Annotated in this window: 19 protein-coding genes and 1 pseudogene; 19 read left to right on the top strand and 1 reads right to left on the bottom strand. The window is 36.6% G+C overall.

What is annotated here, in order from left to right; all coding sequences use genetic code 11:
* Window positions 1-22 precede the first annotated feature (22 nt).
* The 17 genes and pseudogenes from bfr to CVPH_RS05495 all read left to right on the top strand — a co-directional run bounded on the left by bfr (window position 23) and on the right by CVPH_RS05495 (window position 15539).
* Window positions 23-373, top strand: a complete 351-nt coding sequence (gene bfr, locus CVPH_RS05575; protein ID WP_225879649.1) for a bacterioferritin — start codon at window positions 23-25, stop codon at window positions 371-373.
* 71 nt (window positions 374-444) lie between these two features.
* Window positions 445-834 (top strand): ferritin-like domain-containing protein, encoded by a 390-nt coding sequence (locus tag CVPH_RS05570; protein WP_201340751.1) that lies wholly within the window; start codon window positions 445-447, stop codon window positions 832-834.
* Between the two features lie 1298 nt (window positions 835-2132).
* Window positions 2133-2399: a hypothetical protein gene (locus CVPH_RS05565; protein ID WP_201340750.1), complete on the top strand. Its 267-nt coding sequence runs from the start codon at window positions 2133-2135 to the stop codon at window positions 2397-2399.
* Window positions 2393-2701, top strand: a complete 309-nt coding sequence (locus tag CVPH_RS05560; RefSeq protein ID WP_201340749.1) for a hypothetical protein — start codon at window positions 2393-2395, stop codon at window positions 2699-2701. The genes CVPH_RS05565 and CVPH_RS05560 overlap by 7 nt, the downstream gene beginning before the upstream one ends.
* Window positions 2670-2858, top strand: a complete 189-nt coding sequence (locus CVPH_RS05555; protein WP_201340748.1) for a hypothetical protein — start codon at window positions 2670-2672, stop codon at window positions 2856-2858. The genes CVPH_RS05560 and CVPH_RS05555 overlap by 32 nt, the downstream gene beginning before the upstream one ends.
* A 50-nt stretch (window positions 2859-2908) precedes the next feature.
* A complete protein-coding gene (locus CVPH_RS05550) occupies window positions 2909-4216 on the top strand; it encodes an imelysin family protein (protein ID WP_201340747.1) in 1308 nt (435 codons plus the stop codon).
* Window positions 4217-4259: 43 nt separating this feature from the next.
* Window positions 4260-5561 carry a di-heme oxidoreductase family protein gene (locus CVPH_RS05545; RefSeq protein ID WP_225879648.1) on the top strand — a complete coding sequence of 434 codons (1302 nt, stop codon included), beginning with the start codon at window positions 4260-4262 and terminating at the stop codon, window positions 5559-5561.
* 21 nt (window positions 5562-5582) lie between these two features.
* The gene (locus CVPH_RS05540; protein WP_201340746.1) at window positions 5583-5909 is read left to right on the top strand and encodes a hypothetical protein; all 327 of its coding nucleotides are present in this window, start codon (window positions 5583-5585) and stop codon (window positions 5907-5909) included.
* Complete coding sequence (locus CVPH_RS05535; RefSeq protein WP_201340745.1) at window positions 5902-6465, top strand: imelysin family protein; 564 nt, start codon at window positions 5902-5904, stop codon at window positions 6463-6465. Before CVPH_RS05540 ends, CVPH_RS05535 begins: the two co-directional genes overlap by 8 nt.
* A 160-nt stretch (window positions 6466-6625) precedes the next feature.
* Window positions 6626-7453 (top strand): sterol desaturase family protein, encoded by an 828-nt coding sequence (locus CVPH_RS05530; RefSeq protein WP_225879647.1) that lies wholly within the window; start codon window positions 6626-6628, stop codon window positions 7451-7453.
* Window positions 7454-7455: 2 nt separating this feature from the next.
* Window positions 7456-9153: a multicopper oxidase family protein gene (locus CVPH_RS05525; RefSeq protein WP_201340744.1), complete on the top strand. Its 1698-nt coding sequence runs from the start codon at window positions 7456-7458 to the stop codon at window positions 9151-9153.
* Between the two features lie 62 nt (window positions 9154-9215).
* Window positions 9216-9866 (top strand): ABC transporter ATP-binding protein, encoded by a 651-nt coding sequence (locus tag CVPH_RS05520; RefSeq protein ID WP_201340743.1) that lies wholly within the window; start codon window positions 9216-9218, stop codon window positions 9864-9866.
* Between the two features lie 55 nt (window positions 9867-9921).
* The gene (locus CVPH_RS05515) at window positions 9922-10941 is read left to right on the top strand and encodes an extracellular solute-binding protein (RefSeq protein ID WP_201340742.1); all 1020 of its coding nucleotides are present in this window, start codon (window positions 9922-9924) and stop codon (window positions 10939-10941) included.
* 92 nt (window positions 10942-11033) lie between these two features.
* Window positions 11034-12641 carry an ABC transporter permease gene (locus tag CVPH_RS05510; protein ID WP_201340741.1) on the top strand — a complete coding sequence of 536 codons (1608 nt, stop codon included), beginning with the start codon at window positions 11034-11036 and terminating at the stop codon, window positions 12639-12641.
* A 221-nt stretch (window positions 12642-12862) separates the two neighbouring features.
* Window positions 12863-14092 carry a bifunctional glutamate N-acetyltransferase/amino-acid acetyltransferase ArgJ gene (gene argJ, locus CVPH_RS05505; protein WP_201340740.1) on the top strand — a complete coding sequence of 410 codons (1230 nt, stop codon included), beginning with the start codon at window positions 12863-12865 and terminating at the stop codon, window positions 14090-14092.
* A gap of 5 nt (window positions 14093-14097) precedes the next feature.
* Window positions 14098-14731, top strand: a pseudogene (locus CVPH_RS05500) (formyltransferase family protein).
* Window positions 14732-15116: 385 nt separating this feature from the next.
* Window positions 15117-15539 carry a TSUP family transporter gene (locus CVPH_RS05495; RefSeq protein ID WP_225879646.1) on the top strand — a complete coding sequence of 141 codons (423 nt, stop codon included), beginning with the start codon at window positions 15117-15119 and terminating at the stop codon, window positions 15537-15539.
* On the opposite strand, the gene CVPH_RS05490 is transcribed toward CVPH_RS05495, so the two are convergent.
* On the bottom strand, window positions 15536-16411 hold the full coding sequence (locus CVPH_RS05490) for a LysR family transcriptional regulator (RefSeq protein WP_201340738.1): 876 nt from the start codon (window positions 16409-16411) through the stop codon (window positions 15536-15538). The genes CVPH_RS05495 and CVPH_RS05490 overlap by 4 nt on opposite strands.
* A 123-nt stretch (window positions 16412-16534) precedes the next feature.
* Between CVPH_RS05490 and CVPH_RS05485 the strand changes: the two genes are divergently transcribed.
* Window positions 16535-17917, top strand: a complete 1383-nt coding sequence (locus CVPH_RS05485; RefSeq protein ID WP_201340737.1) for a ribulose-bisphosphate carboxylase — start codon at window positions 16535-16537, stop codon at window positions 17915-17917.
* 101 nt (window positions 17918-18018) lie between these two features.
* Complete coding sequence (locus CVPH_RS05480) at window positions 18019-18828, top strand: CbbQ/NirQ/NorQ/GpvN family protein (RefSeq protein ID WP_201340736.1); 810 nt, start codon at window positions 18019-18021, stop codon at window positions 18826-18828.
* Window positions 18829-18836: the final 8 nt, after the last annotated feature.

Here is an 18836-nt window from a genome sequence, read left to right as displayed (position 1 = left end):
GTGCTCAAAGAGTCTTTAAAGCATGATTAATCAGTATTTTTTGCATGCAAGAATGCTAGAAGATTGGGGTTTTAAGGGGCTTAGTGAGAAGAATTTTAAGTATTCAATCAAAGCCATGAAAGAATCTGACAGCATAGTTCAGCGTATTTTGTTTTTAGAAGGTTTGCCAAATCTACAGGATTTAGGCAGGCTCAACATTGGCGAAGATGTGTCCGAAGTTTTAACAGCTAATTTAAATATGGAGCTAAGTTTTAGGACCATACTTCAAATAGAGATTGCTAAGGCTGAAAAGGAAAGGGATTATGTGACTCGTGATTGTCTTAAAGAGTGTTTAGAGGCATGCGAAGAGAGATTAGATTATTTTGAAACATAAATTAGCCTACTTTTAAAGGTAGGTACGGATAATTATCATCAATCAATTATGTAATAGTAAGGAATGTTAATATGCAAGGCAACACAAGAGTAATTAATCAGTTACAGGACTTATTAAAAGGCGAGTTGGCGGTTCGCGACCAATATTTCACGCATTCACGTAGGAGCTTATCAAAGTTATTTGAGCGTTTGAATCATGAAATGGAAGAGGAAACTGACCATGCTGATCAAATTATCAAACGCTTGCTGTTTTTAGAAGTCGCACCAGATTTATCAATTCAAGAAGGTTTGAATATTGGTCGTGATGTGACATCATGCATTGAAAATGACCTTAAGTTGAAGTATAAAGTGGTAAGTGATTTAAAGAGCTCTATTAAGTTGTGCGAACAAGAGCAGGATTTTATTACACGCACGATGTTGACAAGTCAGCTAGAAGCTACCGAACAAGACCATACTTATTGATTGGAAAAACAATTGGGCTTGCAAAATTATATCCAACCACAAATGTAAGCTTAGCTTGCTCAAAATGTTTTAATAGCACGATTTTTCGTGCTATTTTTTTTATGTTATTTCACAAAAATATATTTTTTGCATAAATGACTTGCAATTATAAATGATAATGAGTATCATTTGTGTTTAAGTTCTTCAAGAGAAGATGCTTACTAACAAAAAAAATACAACTTGATGGAGAAGTGTAATGCAAAAGGAATATTTCATATTGTCACAAAAAGAATTGAAAGATTATTTGGCTTATTTTGATAAGTTGGCTAATTAATTAATGCAGGTTAGAAATGTATTGCTTATCTCTCTTCGCTAATTACCTCCGATAGCAATCATTTCAACATCGCCTCATGCTCTTAAATCAAGTGTGAGGCAAACCAAAAATGCATGACGGGTTTATATCATCCAACCCCTCAAATTCAATGGGTAAATTGGTTACCCCAGCCTTGTAGGGGCAACTATTTAACATGGAAAAACAAATGAAAAATATCATAACACCATCAAGCAAATCTAAGTCTTGCGGTAGTTGTGCTAATAAAATATAAATATGTTTGGTTTTTGGCAACAATATAAACTTAGTTATCTGCGCAATCATAATCGATTAGATTTAGACTCTATAGCGGCGCTTTAATTTTCCAAACTAAATGATTAAACAAACATTTCTTGATGAAATAAAGAAAGACTTAAGCAACCATTTTGAATAAGAATTGGGAGTACGAAAAGAGTGATTATTAATTAAATTAAGTGCAAATACTAGATCTATGGAAATTAATTTAATTAATAGCATGGCTAAGTATTTAAGAGATTTTGACGATTCACTTTTAATTGAGAGTGAACTTGATTTGACTGAAATTTAGCTACTAAACAATATTTTTGCTTATTAAGTTGTTTGTTTGAACTGTTAAGAAAATGATATATCATAAAATTCTTATATCGTATTGCAAATACAAATACGAACTGATATCATTTACTAACTCAAAAAATTAACCCTCTAATAAAAAACAAAAGAAGTTGAATTAAGAGTGATGCGTATAGGCATCAAATTTGCAGGAGTAGTTCTGCGACATTTCTAATTAAAATGTATAGGATAGACACAATGAAAAGAAATAAGGTAATAGCATTAAGTATGTTAATTGTTGGTACAACTGCACTTGCAAGTACAGAAATAGATGTATTAAAAGATCGTATTACTGCTTTAGAGACAACGTAATCAGCAACAAGTGTCAGCGGCTTGATTGAAACGGTATACAGTTCAAGTAATGACAAAGGTTGAGTTTGGCGATTTAGAACTGACTGTTTCACACGCAGTGAATGAGCAGTTTGATGGCACAATCAAAGTTAAAAGAAGAGGGGAAGACGATATTATTTTAGATGAGGCAATGATTAATTATCACAATGGTAACTTTACAGCTAATAAAGTCCGTATTGGTGTGCCATCATTTGGCACTTATAAAACTGGCATGATAACAGACCCACTTGCCAAGGGCATAACAAATGCCGACAAGGGGGTAGCAAAGATATGCTAATGCTAAGTGCTGATTTTGGTGATGTTCAAGCTTCTATTTACAGTTATAAAGACACTGATAACGATACTGGTGTTAGCATTAATTATGGCAAAGATATTTTTAGTACTGGTATGGATTATTTCAAAGGCGGCACAACAGGTTACGGCAGTTCTAATGCTTATCATTTAGGAGTTAGTTTGGACAATGGCTTGGGCTTTTTTTACTATGAAGCTGTGAAAACTAACCAAGGTGTGGCAAATAGCATTAAGGCTCAATATATTGAATTGAGTTATGCTCACCCAATTAAAAGGCATAGATGCTAGTCTTAACTTGGCTTATAGTAAGATTGATGGCGGCGATAAACAAAAAGGTTTGACTTATAGTCTTTCACCGGCAGAAGGTGTTACTGTCTTTTTTGAAAACAATAAAGTGGATGGACAAAAAGCAGTCAATGGCTTAAAAGTTGCTTACGAATTCTAATGAAAGCAAATATTTTGAGTAAAATTTAAAAATTTTAAGGAGAAATACACATGAAAGTACAAAAAAAATTGATAGTTTCATCTGCTTTAACAGTGGCAATGGCAATCTCTACTGCAAGCGCATTTTGGGGTAATGACGAGACCAGCCCATTGTTGAGCACTTATGCAGACATTGCAACAGCAAATTACACGGATGCTTTAAATGATGCTAAAACACTAAAGACAAAGCTTAAAGCTTTTACTAATCGTCCCACAATGGTTTTGATGGAAAATGCTAAAGCAGCATGGTTAAATGCTCGTGAATCTTATGGCCAAACGGAAGCATTCAGATTGTCTAATGGACCTATTGATGCAGAGGAAGGTTGGCACACGTCTTATGGCGCGCCAGAAGGGCAATTAAATGCTTGGCCATTAGATGAAAATATGATTGATTATACGACTAATGCTAAGGGTAGAAAAACGTCAGGTAATATTATTGACACCAAAGGCATACTCAATCCAGGTGGTGAAAACCCAACAGCGGTTGATGTCAGTACAATTACTCCTAGTGTATTAGCAGCTCTTAATGAAAATGGTGGCGATGCTAATGTTGCAACGGGTTACCACGCGATTGAATTTTTATTATGGGGTCAAGATCAAGATTATGCTAATTTTATGAAAGATAGTGTAACCAATGGTGCGCTGGTAGCAGGTCAAAGAGCGCTTTCTGATTATACAACTAATGCAAATGCTGATCGTCGTAAGCAATATTTAAATGCAGCAGCAAGTTTAATTGTTTCTGATTTAGAGTCAATGGTTTCAGCTTGGGCAGATGGCGATAACGCTAATTACAAGGCGGCATTATTGGGTAAAAATTCTGATGCAACTAAGAATATTGACGCAAAAGTAGCACTAAGACAAATCTTTTCTGGTTTAGGTGTTTTTATTAAGTCTGAGCTTGCTAATGAGCGTATTGCAGTGGCGGTGCTTACACCTTCTGAAGAGGACGAGCACAGTTGTTTTTCTGATAACACACATCGTGATATTACGCAAAATTTCCAAGGCTTTAAGAATTTGCTGTTTGGTACTTATAATGGTGTTGATTATGGCGTAGCACCTATTGATGCTATGAAAGATAAAACTAAGTTGATGGATTTGATTGCATCGGCTAATGCCAAAATTAATCAAATGAATACATTGGCACAAGTGAGCCGTCATTTTGATTATCAAATTCGCCCAAATGATACGCAAGCTAGACAAATCAAAAAACTTAAAAATGAGTTAAGAGCTATTGGAGATCAAATGATTTATGTGGCAAAATCAAATGGCGTTGATTTGACAGTTGGAGATATAACAGATATTGAGGAAACCAAACTATAAACGTTTAGTGGTTCTAAGCATATTAACCCTTGCTGTTAGTCTAATGGCAAGGGTTTTTGCTAGTGGCTTGGAGGATTTATCAACCCAAATATTAAATCAATCTTTTACACAAGCCAAGCCTGACTTAAATAATGATGAGGTGGATGAGTTTATTTTAGGCAAAAGTTTTTTTCGCATTCCTTGGGTGGAGGCACCTTCTGCAACAACAGCACGTGATGGATTGGGTCCATTATTTAGTGCCAATACTTGTGTTAATTGTCATGTAAAAAATGGTCGTGGCAAAGTATTTGAAGCAAGCAATATCGTTGATAGGTCGCATGTGATACGCTTGTCTATACCGTCCAATGGCACTGATGAACATCAGCGTATGACGGCCAAAATTGGCTTTATTCCTGAGCCGAGTTATGGTGCTCAAATTAGTATTAATGGTGTGTTAGGCGTGCCTTTTGAAGCCAAGCTCTTGGTGCATTATTCAACTAAAGATATTCATTATCCTGATGGTGCTATTGTTACCTTGCAACAACCAATAATTAAGTTAAAAAATTTGGGTTATGGTGATTTACACCCTAATACAATTGTCAGTGCTAGGATTGCACCAGCACTTGTGGGATTGGGTTTGTTAGAGCAAATTACTGATGCGCAAATCCTAGCCAATGAAGATGTGAATGATGCTAATCATGATGGCATTTCTGGCAAGGCCAATCGGGTTTGGTCAAGTCAAACCAAGCAAGTGGAGATTGGTCGTTATACTTGGAAAGCTTCTGTACCAACGGTAAGGCATCAATCAGCCAATGCTGCTATTAATGATATGGGTTTGACTAATCCTATTCATGAACATCAGTCGTGTACACCAATACAAGTTGCATGTATTAACGCTTCAAAAGATGGGGGAAAGCATGAGCTGACAGCACAAAGATTAAGCGCCATTAGTTACTATTTGACACACTTAAAACTGCCAAAATCTATTGTTAAAGAACATCAAGGACAAAGACTATTCTCTGAAATTGGCTGTTCGCAATGCCACGTTCCAAGTTACTCACTACCTGGCACTACTATATATCCATATAGTGATTTTCTATTGCATTATATGGGAGAGAATTTGGCAGATTTTCGTTCAGAGTTTGATGCTTTGGGCAATGAATGGCGTACACCGCCATTATGGAGACTGGGTAGAGCTGCTTTAATACTCAAAGATAATAAGAATTTTTTGCATGATGGTCGTGCACGCAACCTTGAACAAGCAATCCTTTGGCATGGCGGTGAGGCTGAGAAGTCTAAAATTTTGTTTATGAATTTACCTATTAGTAGTAGGGGTAAAATATTTCAATTTTTGAATGAAATATAGGGCGAATTGATGAAATACTTGATGGCGGTTGTTTTTTTGCTTGTGTCGGTTGGTACAAATGCAGTTGGCGAAAAATTCTTTAACCAAGTTATTATTGTTAATGTTGTATCAGCTATTAAAAATGCTGAGTTGTTGATTGATAGTATTAACCAATCTAATCAGACAGTCGTTAAAAGGCAATTTGGTAACTTAGTTTCAAGTTGGAAAAAAGTCGAAACCACTTATTTATTGGGTGATTTAAATGAGGATTATTTAGACACACCAAGACACATTGATATATTTCATGGCAATAATGAGAATATCAAATCTCAACTAGACTTAATAATAATGATGATGTGCTATGTATAAGCATTCACATAAAACCATTAACGCTTTGGAATACATACTTTTTACAAAAGATTTGTCCCATCAAAGGGTCAAAAATATGGCGTTAATGATTACCAAGTCAATCAAAAATTATTTGTCTGAAATTCTAAATAGTTATAAGGTGCATCAGTCAAAATTTCTTGAAAGCGAGCAATACGCCAGGGCAATTTTGCTAAATACTTTGGTTGATGGCACTTATAAACTTAAAGAGTGGCGCATTGGTGATGTGGCTGGTTTGAGTAAGAAATTTAAGAATAGACCAAACAATCATAGGGCGGAATACGCAATTAGTGGCAATAGCATGAATTCCATTCTTGCAACGCAAGTTCAGGTTATTAATTCACCAGATTATCAAGATTTCGGCGATATTGCGCGCCAATTTAAAGCAAGCAAAGAGATTGATCAGGCTATTAGTGCATTAAATGATTCGATTGCTAATGCGAACGATATATGTCCGAGTTTGATTTTATTAATAACAAGGGTAAGTGCTTATACCAATCAACCAATAGGCTTATGCAAGCTTATTATATTTCTTTAATGGATAGACTGGGATTTGTCTCTAAGGTATTGGATGCTGATGGAGATTAATCCACTTGAATATTCAATAAACCCTCATAAGCGAATTTATTGGCTGTTTTTGTTAAGTTCGCTGGTGATTGCTTTTATTTTTTTAAAGCACTACCCAAAGCAAAAGCGTATTGTTTTATCAAAAAAAACTATGGCTACATCCCTCTAGTTTATTGGATTACGGCTACTTTATTTTTTCTGTATTTTTTAAAGTTACGGGTATTTTACCAATACTAATAAGCGCTAAAGAAGTGGCATTATTTGTTAATATTACTTTATTAGATCAATACGGTTTTGTACACATAGATGGCTTTTCTTATGTGCAAGTAATGGTGTTATTTACACTTAGTTTATTTATTTTAAGCGATTTCACCCGCTACTGGTTGCATCGTCTATTGCACTTTACGTCATGGTTGTGGGCGTTTCATAAAGTGCACCATAGTGCCAAGGTTTTAAATCCATTGACGTTTTATCGAGTGCATCCTGTAGAATCCTTGTTGTTTGGCTTGCGTTATTTCCTGAGCATTGGTTTTGTGACAGGTATTTTTGTATTTTTATTTGGCAGCTTAGTGGGTGTTTATGATATTTTAGGGGCTAATTTATTTTCTTTTATGTTTTTATTGTTAGGGTCTAATCTTAGGCATTCACATATTAAGTTAGGTTCTGGCAATGCGGTTGAGCGATTTTTAATTTCTCCGCTACAACATCAAATTCACCATTCTAAAAACCATGTTAATACCAATTTTGGTGGTTTTTTGTCAACTTGGGACTATCTATTTGGTATATTAACCCTTTCAAAAAATATAACTAATATTAAATTTGGCTTAGAAAGGGCGCAGATGAAAAACTTTCAAAGTCTGCAAGTTTTGTTGTTTTCCCCTTTTGTTGCTATTTATAAGCAAATAAAAGTCAAGAATTTTATAGCAGTGTGTAAATTTCAAAAACTAAAAATACAGTAACAATGAAACGTAGAAATTTTATTAAAACATCCATATTGGCTAGCAGCGCTTTGGTGGTGGGCTGTGGTGATAAAAAGTCTGCCAAATTAATCCTGCCTGACTATGCAGATAGAATTTTTGTTGTACCGCCACTCATTGAGCCTGGAATTATTAATGGTAAAAAAATCTTTAAATTTTCAATTAATCACAACACAACAGAAATTTTTAAAGGTAAATTAACGCATGTATTGAGCTATGGTGATAGCCTTCTAGGCCCAACTATTCGGGTGAATAATACAGATGATGTGGGTTTTGAAATAACCAATCATTTGTCAGTCAATACCACCACACATTTCCATGGATTGCATTTGCCAGCCAAAGAAGATGGCGGTCCGTATCAAGTTATTCCACCTAATAAAACGTGGAAACCCAGCTGGCGTATCAATCAATTAGCCTCAACCCAGTGGTATCACCCACATCTTGAGGGTTATACGGGTGAGCAAGTGTATAAAGGCATGGCGGGTTTTTTCTTAATTGATGATGAAACATCCAAATCATTAGATATTCCTAAAACCTATGGTGTTGATGATTTACCCATGGTGATTCAAGATAGGCGGTTTGATAAAGATGCTCAATTGCTGTATTTAAATAAAGGTGATTTTGATAAATCAGGTGGCATGAAAGGGCATACAATTTTGGTGAATGGCAGGCCTGTACCTATTTTAAATACACACGACCAAGTGATTAGATTGAGAATACTCAATGGCTCTAATGCAAGAATTTATAATTTGGGCTTTGAAGATGACATTCAGTTTTATCAAATTGCCAGTGATGGTGGTTTTTTAGAAAAACCAGTGCCGCTCACTAGAGTGCTATTAGGCCCTGCAGAACGCGTGGAAATTTTGCTTGATTTGGGTAAAAGTAAGGGAAAAATATTACGACTAAAAAGTTTTAGTGCTGAATATTATGATAAACAAAAGCTTAATGGACACCAGTTTGGAGGGTCATTTAAAGTAGGTGGCGCAGGTCGTCTGTCGCATTCAGTAGATGCGCTAGATAAAGTCAATTTTGATATTATGAGTATCCACGTTAATCAATCAACTAGTACTAATGCGGTTAAAAAAATTCCTAATAAACTCACTAAAATAACCCGATTAAAAGCACCAGATGCCGCTAAAACTAGGCATTTTGGATTGACAGTCATGAGTGGTTTTAGAATCAACAGACGAGTGTTTACTTCGATGTTTAAAACCATCAACGGTATTGCGCTTGAAGGCGAGCATATGTTGCATTTAATTAATGGTATGCAAATGGACATGAGCGTGATTAATGAAGTGGTAAAAAAAGGTGATGTTGAAATTTGGCGAATTACCAATGGTGCGCACACCACACATCCTTTTCATATTCATGACATTCAGTTTCAAATTCTTGACAGAGAGCAAGGCGATAGCTCAGACCCAACGCCACCTAATGAAAATGAGCGTGGCTGGAAAGACACTGTGCTACTCATGCCAGAAGAAACCGTGCGAGTGATTGCTAAATTTGACCACTACGCCGATACTCAATATCCTTATATGTACCATTGCCACATATTAGAACATGAGGATGCGGGTATGATGGGGCAGTTTTTAGTAGTGGAGCCAGAGGATTTTGACATGGTCATGGCTGATATTGATAACAATAAAAGAATACCGTTAAAGTCTTTTTGCAAGGTTAGTTAATCATGGCATTCTTTTTAGTTATCTTATATAATGATGCGAATCATTATCATTTTTATTGTTAAATGCTATCAGTTAACGATTTATCAATTGCTTATCAAACCACTCAAATCTTAAGTGAATTTGATTTAAGCCTTGCTACAGGTGATATTTTTGCATTAACAGGTGATAGTGGCAGTGGCAAAAGTTCAGCACTTAGATTTATTGCTGGTCTTGATGAGGTGCAAAGCGGGCGGGTTATTTTAGATGGCAAGCAATTATCTAACAATGGCGTACATAATATAGCGCCAGAATTAAGAGAAATAGGTATGGTGTTTCAAGATTATGCGTTATTCCCACATATGAATATTAAAAAAAATATTGCTTTTGGTATTCACTATTTATCAAACAACAAACGAAAAGCAAGGGTTGAAGAATTGCTTTTGATGATTGGTTTGGAAGGCATCGAGAAAAAGTATCCACACCAACTTTCAGGTGGTGAGCAACAGCGTGTTGCCTTGGCTTGTGCATTAGCACCTTCACCAAAATTGTTATTATTGGACGAGCCGTTTTCTAGTTTAGATAAGAACCTTCAAGAACAACTAGTATTACAGGTCAGGGATATTTTAAAGAAAACCAATGTCACTTCAATTTTAGTAACACATGACAAGCAGGAAGCGACTATTTTTGCTGACAAAGTAGGAGTGATTGAGAATAAGCAGTTGACTATTAATTAATAATAGATATCAATTGTATAACGTAGTCAGTTTTTCATAAGGAGCAAAAATAAGAATGAATATAAAAACATGGGCGCTATTAACATTGGTAGTGTTGGCATTAGCAGTAACCAGTATTGGCATAGTGCAAGCAAAAAGTGAAGATTCAGTTATTGTGTATAGCTCTAGAAAAGAGCATTTAATTAAACCATTATTTGAGTCTTTTACAAAAGACACAGGTATTAAAGTTATGTATTTAACGGGTAAGGGCGGTGCATTGATTGAGCGTTTGAAATTGGAAGGTAAAAATACCAAAGCTGATATGTTTATGACTGTAGATGCAGGCAACCTTTGGTATGCGGCTACACAAGGTTTATTTCAAGCAGTACAAACGCAAACATTAGAAAGTAATATTCCAAGCCACTTGAGAGACCCTAAAGGTTTATGGACAGGTTTATCAGTGCGTGCAAGAACTATTGTTTATAGTACTGAGCGTGTCAATCCAACTGACTTATCAACCTATAAGAATTTGGCAGATGCTAAATGGGCGGGTAGATTGTGTCTGAGAACCAGTAAAAAGATTTACACTAAATCATTGGTGGCGTCGATGATTTATCATCAAGGAAAAAATAAAGCGGGTGATATTATTAGTGGTTGGGTGAATAATTTAGCAGCCACGCCCAACGCTAAAGATTCTCATATCATGAATGCAATTGTTTCAGGTCAATGTGATGTTGGCTTGGTAAATACTTATTATTTTGGTCGTTTAATTGCTAAAAATCCTAATGTACCATTGAAGCTATTTTGGGCAAATCAGGATACCACGGGTGTACATGTGAATGTATCAGGTGCTGGCGTGACAAAATATGCCACCAATACCAAGGGTGCTATTAGATTATTAGAGTGGTTGTCAAGTGCTAAAGCGCAAGCCATTTATGCCTCGCTTAATAAAGAATACCCAGCCAATCAAAATGTTGCTTCAGATGACGTGGTATCAAGTTGGGGATCGTTCAAACAAGATAAAATGAATTTGGCACAAACGGGTGTATTGCAAGCTGATGCAGTGAAGTTAATGCAAATAAAAGGTTACAGGTAGACTCTTTTTTATATGTTATAAACCTAAGGCCTGGGAAAGTCTTAGGTTTTTCTGTTTTAAAATAGTATTAGTAGAAATAAAAAAGAAGTATTTTGGAAAAAAACTGCCTTAAATCAAAAATTTGGATTAGTGTATTGGCGCTATTAGTGGCTATGCCAATTTTTGTCGTGGCTTTGTCGTGGTTGTTCCCAGAGCGTGAATTGTGGGCACATTTTTCCACTGTTTTATTGCCAAGTTTAATTAGTACTACTGTGATTTTGCTTATTGGTGTAGGGCTAGGCGTTACACTTTTGGGTACAATTTTAGCGTATTTGGTGGTGATGGTGGAATTTCCCGGTAGACGATGGCTAGAGTGGGCGTTGTTTCTGCCTTTTGCCATTCCTGCATATGTACTGGCTTTTGTATATTTAGGTGTGTTTGATTATTCTGGCTATGCGCAAGTGTGGATGCGTGAAGTGTTGGGTTTGCCAGGATTTGATATTCGCACTGGATCGTGGGCGATTATTCTTACTTTCGTATTGGTATTTTACCCTTATGTATACATGATGGCACGCGCCTCATTTAAACGCCAAAAGATTAATATAATTGAAGCCGGTCAATTATTAGGTGCCAGTCCTTTACGTGTGTTTTTAAAAATATCTCTGCCTATGGCACGCCCAGCTGTTGCTGCTGGGTTGTTAGTAACGCTAATGGAAACACTGGCTGATTTTGGTGTGGTTAGTCTGTTTAATTTTGATACTTTTACTACGGCAATTTATTCGGCTTGGGGTGATTTTCGTTCCATTGAAGTGGCAGCGCAATTAGCATCATTATTAGTGCTAGTGGCATTTTTCTTAATTTATTTTGAAAAAAAAGCACGCGGCCAAGCAAAATATTATTCAAATGACGTGTCTAATAAAAAGCCTTACCATGCTTTAGGTGCTGTTGGCTGGCTGATTAGTTTGTTTGTATTTGGCGTGTTTATGCTTTCTTTTGCTATGCCTATGTTACAACTAATCATTTGGGGTTGGACGTCTGTAGGTGAGGAATGGAGTGTTAAGTATGTTGATTTGATTATATCAACTTCGGCTCTAACTGTATCAGCTGCTTTAATAACGGTTAGTATTGCTACTATATTGGCATTGCCTAGTCATTGTAAAAGGAACAGTCCTTGGCTTAAAGGTGTGATCAGCATGGCTACGTTAGGCTATGCATTACCAGGCTCAATTATGGCTGTTGGGTTGCTATATGGCATTAATCAAGTGTCAGCAATCAGTGTATATTTTGGCGGGCCAAGTATTAATCATATTATTTTTGGCTCCATTGCTTTGTTGTTGTTTGCTTATGTATCTCGTTTTATGGCAATTGGTTATAGTTCAATTAAAGCTAGTGCTGAGCAAATTAAGCCCGTGTTTACCCAAAGCGCACGCCTACTTGGTGCGTCACGCTTACGGCTTATTTGGCAAATATACTTACACATGATGAGCCCAGGAATTTTGGCAGGTGGTTTGTTGGTTGCCGTTGATGTGATGAAAGAACTGCCAGCCACTTATTTATTGCGCCCATTTGGCTGGGATACATTAGCAGTTCAGGTGTATGAATTAAGCGCTGAAGGTTTGTTTGAACGAGCCGCTGTACCGGCACTTATAATGGTACTATTTGGTGCAGCGCTAATGTTGATATTTCAGTTATTGGATAAAAAATCTTCAAAAAACTTTTAAAACGAGACCTTTGTATAAATATGAATAATCATCAAAACACCATCTTTCATCAATTTTAAAAAATTCCCAGATTAATAAAATCTGTTATTTTGCCAATCATCCCTATTTATGCAAAGTCCTATAAAACAAAGTTATAAACAATAATTCATGATGTTATTTGTCTATACATTTATAATAGCATTCAAAAAACAAGTCTTAATTGGCTAAAACTTTTATACGACATGGATGATTTATTAAACATTAACGGCGTTACTTGTGCAGCAATCAATGCTGGCATTAAGCGTGCACAAAATTCATCGGTAAACTCAAACACTAAGGATACTAAAAAGCTAGATTTATCTATTGTTAGCTTGGGAAAAGGCACACAAACTGCAGCAGTTTTTACGCAAAATGTATTTTGTGCTGCGCCTGTATTGGTGGCAAAAAATCATCTTAATCATACCATTAAAGCATTGGTCATTAATAGTGGTAACGCCAATGCAGGCACAGGTTTAGGCAGTGGTAGCGTAGGGCTTAAAAACGCTTATAAAGTTTGTGAATTGGTGGCAAAAGAGTTAGGCGTCAAGGCTGAACAGGTGTTGCCATTTTCAACAGGTGTGATTGGGCAAGCATTGCCCATGGCTTGTTTTGAGGACAATGTATCTACATTGGTTTCTAGTTTGGCAATAGACAACTTACCCCAAGTAGCACAAGCCATTATGACCACTGATTTGGTTGATAAAGTGCATTCTGAACAATTTAAAATAGGCGGTGATTTGATTACCATCACTGGTATTGCTAAAGGATCAGGCATGATTCGCCCTGACATGGCAACCATGCTTGGTTTTATTTTTACCGATATTGAAGCCACTCAATCCGAGTTACAAAATTGTTTAACTCAAGCAGTTAACCAATCTTTTAATCGCATTACTGTTGATGGCGACACCTCTACTAATGATGCTTGTACGTTAAGTGCGACTGGCACATCTGGTGTTAAAATTAATGATTGTATGGATGAGTTTCAACAGTCACTAAATGCTGTCACTAAAACGTTGGCATATAAAATTATTAAAGACGGTGAAGGTGCAACTAAGTTTGTCGAAGTGTGCGTTAAGGGTGGAGTAAGCGCCAAGGACTGTCTTGAAGTGGCCTATACGGTTGCACATTCACCTTTGGTTAAAACTGCTTTATTTGCTTCCGATGCAAATTGGGGGAGAATTTTAGCAGCGGTAGGGCGTGCCAATATTGCGCATTTAAAAGTTGAAGAAGTGAGTGTTTATTTAGGTGACGTGTGTTTGATTAAAGCAGGGGAATTGAATACCCACTACACTGAAACGCAAGGTCAGGCACAAATGGCAAAATCTGAAATTGTTATCACCATTGAAATTGGCAAAGGCGTGTCAAAAGAAAGTGTATGGACAACTGACCTTTCTTATGACTATATAAAAATTAATGCAGAATATAGGACTTAACCATCATGAGCGTTTATAGACTTTTAATTTCATGTCCAGATGCGCATGGCTTGGTGGCTGTAGTCAGTCAATTTATTTTTAAGCATCAGGGTAATATTAAGGAGGTTCACCACCATCTTGATGAACAAAACCAACATTTCTTTATGCGCATTGAAATTGAATCAAGTTCTTTGTCTTGCTCCTTAAGTGAATTTAAAAATGCCTTTATCTTAGTTGCTAATCAATACAATATGGTTTGGTGATTAAGCGATGCGGTGCAGTTAAAAAGAGTATTCATCAATCAACTAAAAATGATGATATTGCCAAAATGAGCAAAGCAGTCAATACAAAAATAAAATTATTAATATCCATCATAGCTTCTTGCTATCATTTACAGGTGCAAATCCATATTCTCGTGCCGCGCAACGTGGTGTTAAATTAATCGGCGCAACTTGTCATTATGTGATTGGCGTGTTAGATGAAGGCCTGATTATTGAAATTATTGAACAAGATGTCACCAGAGTGAGTCATGGTGATAGTGCGGATGATATGAAGAAGATAGGGCAAGATATTGAGAAAATTACGCTAGCAAAAGGCTTGCAATACCATTTGGAAGATCGAGTGTTAACTTGCCATAATAAAACCATTGTGTTTTCTTAGTGGTTAATTGACATTGATAACGGCCGGTATTATTTTGTAAAATAGTCATTAATGGAACTAATTCCTTATTTTAAGTTTGTTTTACCGCTGATATTTTTTGTGGCGGTGTTTGTGCATTCGTCTATTGGTCTTGGCAGTGGTTCGTCTTATACAGCATTGATGGGGTGATTGTTGGCATGAACATTAGTTGTTCCTATGATGTCTTTGTCGCTTAATTTGTTTGTTAGCACTTTAGGTAGTTATAATTTTTTGCGCAACAAACATGGCAAGTTGTCTATTATTTTGCCATTTTTGATATCTGCCATGCCTTTTGCCTATCTGGGCGGCACATTACATTTGTCAAAAACTGCATTTTTATGGGTATTATTAATGTCACTTATTTGTGGTGTCTGCGCGTATTTATTTTTGGAAAAATGCTAGCTTTAGACTAGATTTAAACCATCAGAAAAAAATCATCATCTCTTTAGTTTCTGGTTCGATACTTGGATTGGTTGCAGGTATTGTTGGTATAGGTGGCGGGATATATTTAATCCCTATTATTATGTTTAGAATTGGCTCCCCAAAAGAGGCGGCAGCAACAGCTACAATTTTTGTTTGGAGTGTGTTATTTTCTGGGCTTGTTTCACGCTTGCAATACAACTCGATTGATTTAACGCAGTATATGCCACTTATTACAGCAGCCATTATTGGTGGCTTTTTTGGTTCTTATATGGGTTCATTTAGATTTAGCCTGAAAGCCATGGAAAAAATATTAGGTCTTATTATTTTAGTAGCGATTGCATTTTTATTTAAAAAGTTATTGTTTTAACTACTTGCAATAATGAATGCTTTAAAGCGCTTTGCAATGGGCGAGAGTTTATTATTATTGTGCACCACGTGCCAGTGACGAGTAATGGGGAATTTTTCAACATTAAGCTGCTTGATAATACCACTTTGTAATTCTAACTTAACCGTATGCTTAGAGACAAAACCGATACCTAGCCCTGCCTGAACTGCTTTAATGGTTACTTCGTTAGAGTTAATTTCAATATTTGAATTAAATTGCATACCTGTAATGCGCTCAATAGTAATACGTGTGCCTGAGCCTTGTTCACGGGTAATTAAAGTTTCATGCATAAGTGTTTTAATGGTGTTGTGATTGTTAGCAAGTAGTGGGTGTTTAGGATGCACAATAGCGATGAGCGGGTTTTCCATAAAGGGCTGTGTTATTAGTGGCATGTCTGATGGCGGTTCTCCCATGACAACCAAATCGGTTTCATTGTTATTTAGTTTTTCAAGTAGCAGTTTACGGTTGGTCACTTCTAAGTGAAAGGTCATTTTTGGATATTGTCGTTTAAATTTTGCCAAGACGCGGCTAATGAATGAGTTAGTTGTGGTGGCAACTGCAATTTGCAGATGTCCAGAGTCAGGATCTAGTGTTTGCTCAATATCAGATTTGGTTTGTTCTAGCTTGTTAATCACTTCCAAGCAGGTTTGATATAGTTTTTTTCCAATAAAAGTAGGATGGATGCTTTTGCCTTTAATATTAACCAAATAAGAACCAATATTTTTTTGCAATTGTTGGATTTGCATATACACAGCAGGTTGTGTAATATTAAGTTCTTTGCTAGCCTTGGTAAAACTGGATAGACGTATTACCGCCTCAAAGCTGTATAGTTGTTTCAATGTATAGTTAATCATTTTGATAAGATTTGCTTGTTATAAAAATCATAAGTAAATATTATTATTTACTAAATAAATATTATTTTACATTATTTAAATGTTCTTGTATCATGGGTGTTTTTTAATAGACAGGAGTTCACAATGGATCAATCCAATAGATACGCCGATTTGTCATTAGACGAAGAAACGTTAATTAAAGAAGGTAATCATTTTCTTGTTGCCTACACTATGACACCAATGCCTGGTTTTGGTGGTTATTTAGAGACAGCGGCTCATTTTGCTGCCGAAAGTTCAACAGGAACCAATGTAGAAGTATCAACTACTGATGATTTTACTAAAGATTTAGATGCAATGGTGTATGAAATTGATGAAGCTAAAGGCATCATGAAAATTGCATATCCTAACAACTTATTTGACCGCAACTTAATTGACGGTCGTGCTATGGTTGTATCATTACTTACTCTGATTATTGGTAATAACCAAGGCATGGGCGATGTTCAATGTGCTCAAATTCAAGACTTCTGGATTTCAAGAAAATTCTTAGAAATTTTTGACGGTCCTTCTATGGACATCACTGATTTATGGAGTATTTTAGGTCGTCCTAGAACTGATGGTGGTTATATTGCGGGAACAATTATTAAACCTAAGTTAGGTCTTCGTCCAAAACCTTTTGCTGAAGCGGCGTACCAGTTTTGGTTGGGTGGTGATTTTATTAAGAATGACGAACCTCAAGGTAACCAAGTTTATGCTCGTATGAAAGATGTAACACCTTTAGTTGCTGACGCTATGAGGCGTGCGCAAGATGAAACTGGCGAAGCTAAAATTTTCTCTGCTAATATTACCGCTGATGATCACCATGAAATGTGTGCTCGTGCTGATTACATCTTAGAAACTTTTGCTGAAAATGCGCATCATGTGGCTTTCTTAGTTGATGGTTATGTTGGTGGCTGTGGTATGATTACTACTGCACGTCGTAACTACCCTAATCAATACTTGCATTATCATAGAGCAGGCCATGGTGCGATTACTTCTCCAAGCTCTGTGCGTGGTTATACCGCCTTTGTTTTAGGTAAACTTTCTCGCCTAATGGGTGCGTCTGGTATCCATGTAGGTACAATGGGATTTGGTAAAATGGAAGGTGGTGCTGACGATCGACATATTTGTTACATGTTAGAACGTGATAGTGCTGATGGTCCTTTTTTCCATCAAGAGTGGTTTGGCATGAAACCTACTACTTCAATTATCTCTGGCGGTATGAATGCACTACGTCTTCCTGGTTTCTTTGAAAACTTAGGTCATGGTAATGTAATCAACACTTCTGGTGGTGGTTCTTACGGCCATATTGACTCTCCTGCGGCGGGTGCTAAGTCACTACGTCAAGCCTATGAGTGCTGGATGGCGAAAGCAGATCCAATCGAGTTTGCTAAAGACCATAATGAATTTGCCCGTGCATTTGAGTCATTCCCAGGGGATGCTGATTCTTTATATCCTGGTTGGAGAGACAAGCTAGGCGTTCACAAGTAAAACTTGTAGCAAATAGTTCATAAAAAGCCTCTGGGCTACATGCAGGGGTTTTTTATATACAAAGTATTAAAATATAAACATTATAAATTCAGGATAGAGCTATGTCAGATTTCGATATCAACCAATTTAAAATTAAATTAGAGCCTTTTTATGAAGCTCAATCAAACGAAGTAGAACTATACACTGCAGCCTATAATGTAAAATTACCAGTGATGGTCAAAGGACCAACAGGTTGTGGAAAATCTCGTTTTATTGAACACATGGCTTATAAACTGGACAAGCCTATTATTACCGTATCTTGTAACGAAGATATTACCGCTTCGGACTTGATTGGTCGTTTTTTGTTAGACACTAATGGCACTCGCTGGGTAGATGGCCCATTAACACTAGCAGCACGTCATGGTGCAATTTGTTATTTGGATGAAATTGTAGAAGCACGCCAAGATACAATGGTGGTTATCCACTCCCTGACTGACCATAGGCGTGAGTTAATGTTGGATAAAAAGGGTGAACTTGTCAAAGCACACTCAGACTTTCAATTGGTGATTTCATATAACCCAGGTTATCAATCATTGATGAAGGATCTTAAGCAATCAACTAAGCAGCGCTTTACTGGCATGGATTTTGATTACGCTAATGCTGAATTAGAAGCCAATATTGTTGTTAAAGAATCAGGTGTTGATGTTAATATTGCAACTAAATTAGTCAAACTTGCTCATGCGACTCGTAATTTGGTTGGTCATGGGCTTGATGAGGGCGCATCAACGCGATTACTTAATTATGCGGGTACACTAATTACTTCAGGCGTTGGCGTGAAAGATGCTTGCAACATGGCACTGGTATGCCCAATTACTGATGATGCAGAAATTCGCACCACCATGAGTGGTGCAATTGACGTAATTTTTGACTAAAAGTTATT

The sequence above is a fragment of the Abyssogena phaseoliformis symbiont OG214 genome (assembly GCF_016592595.1).
Taxonomy (GTDB): Bacteria; Pseudomonadota; Gammaproteobacteria; order PS1; family Pseudothioglobaceae; genus Ruthia.
The sequence above is the reverse complement of the archived record's forward strand: the minus strand, read 5'-3'. Positions and strand labels throughout refer to the sequence as shown.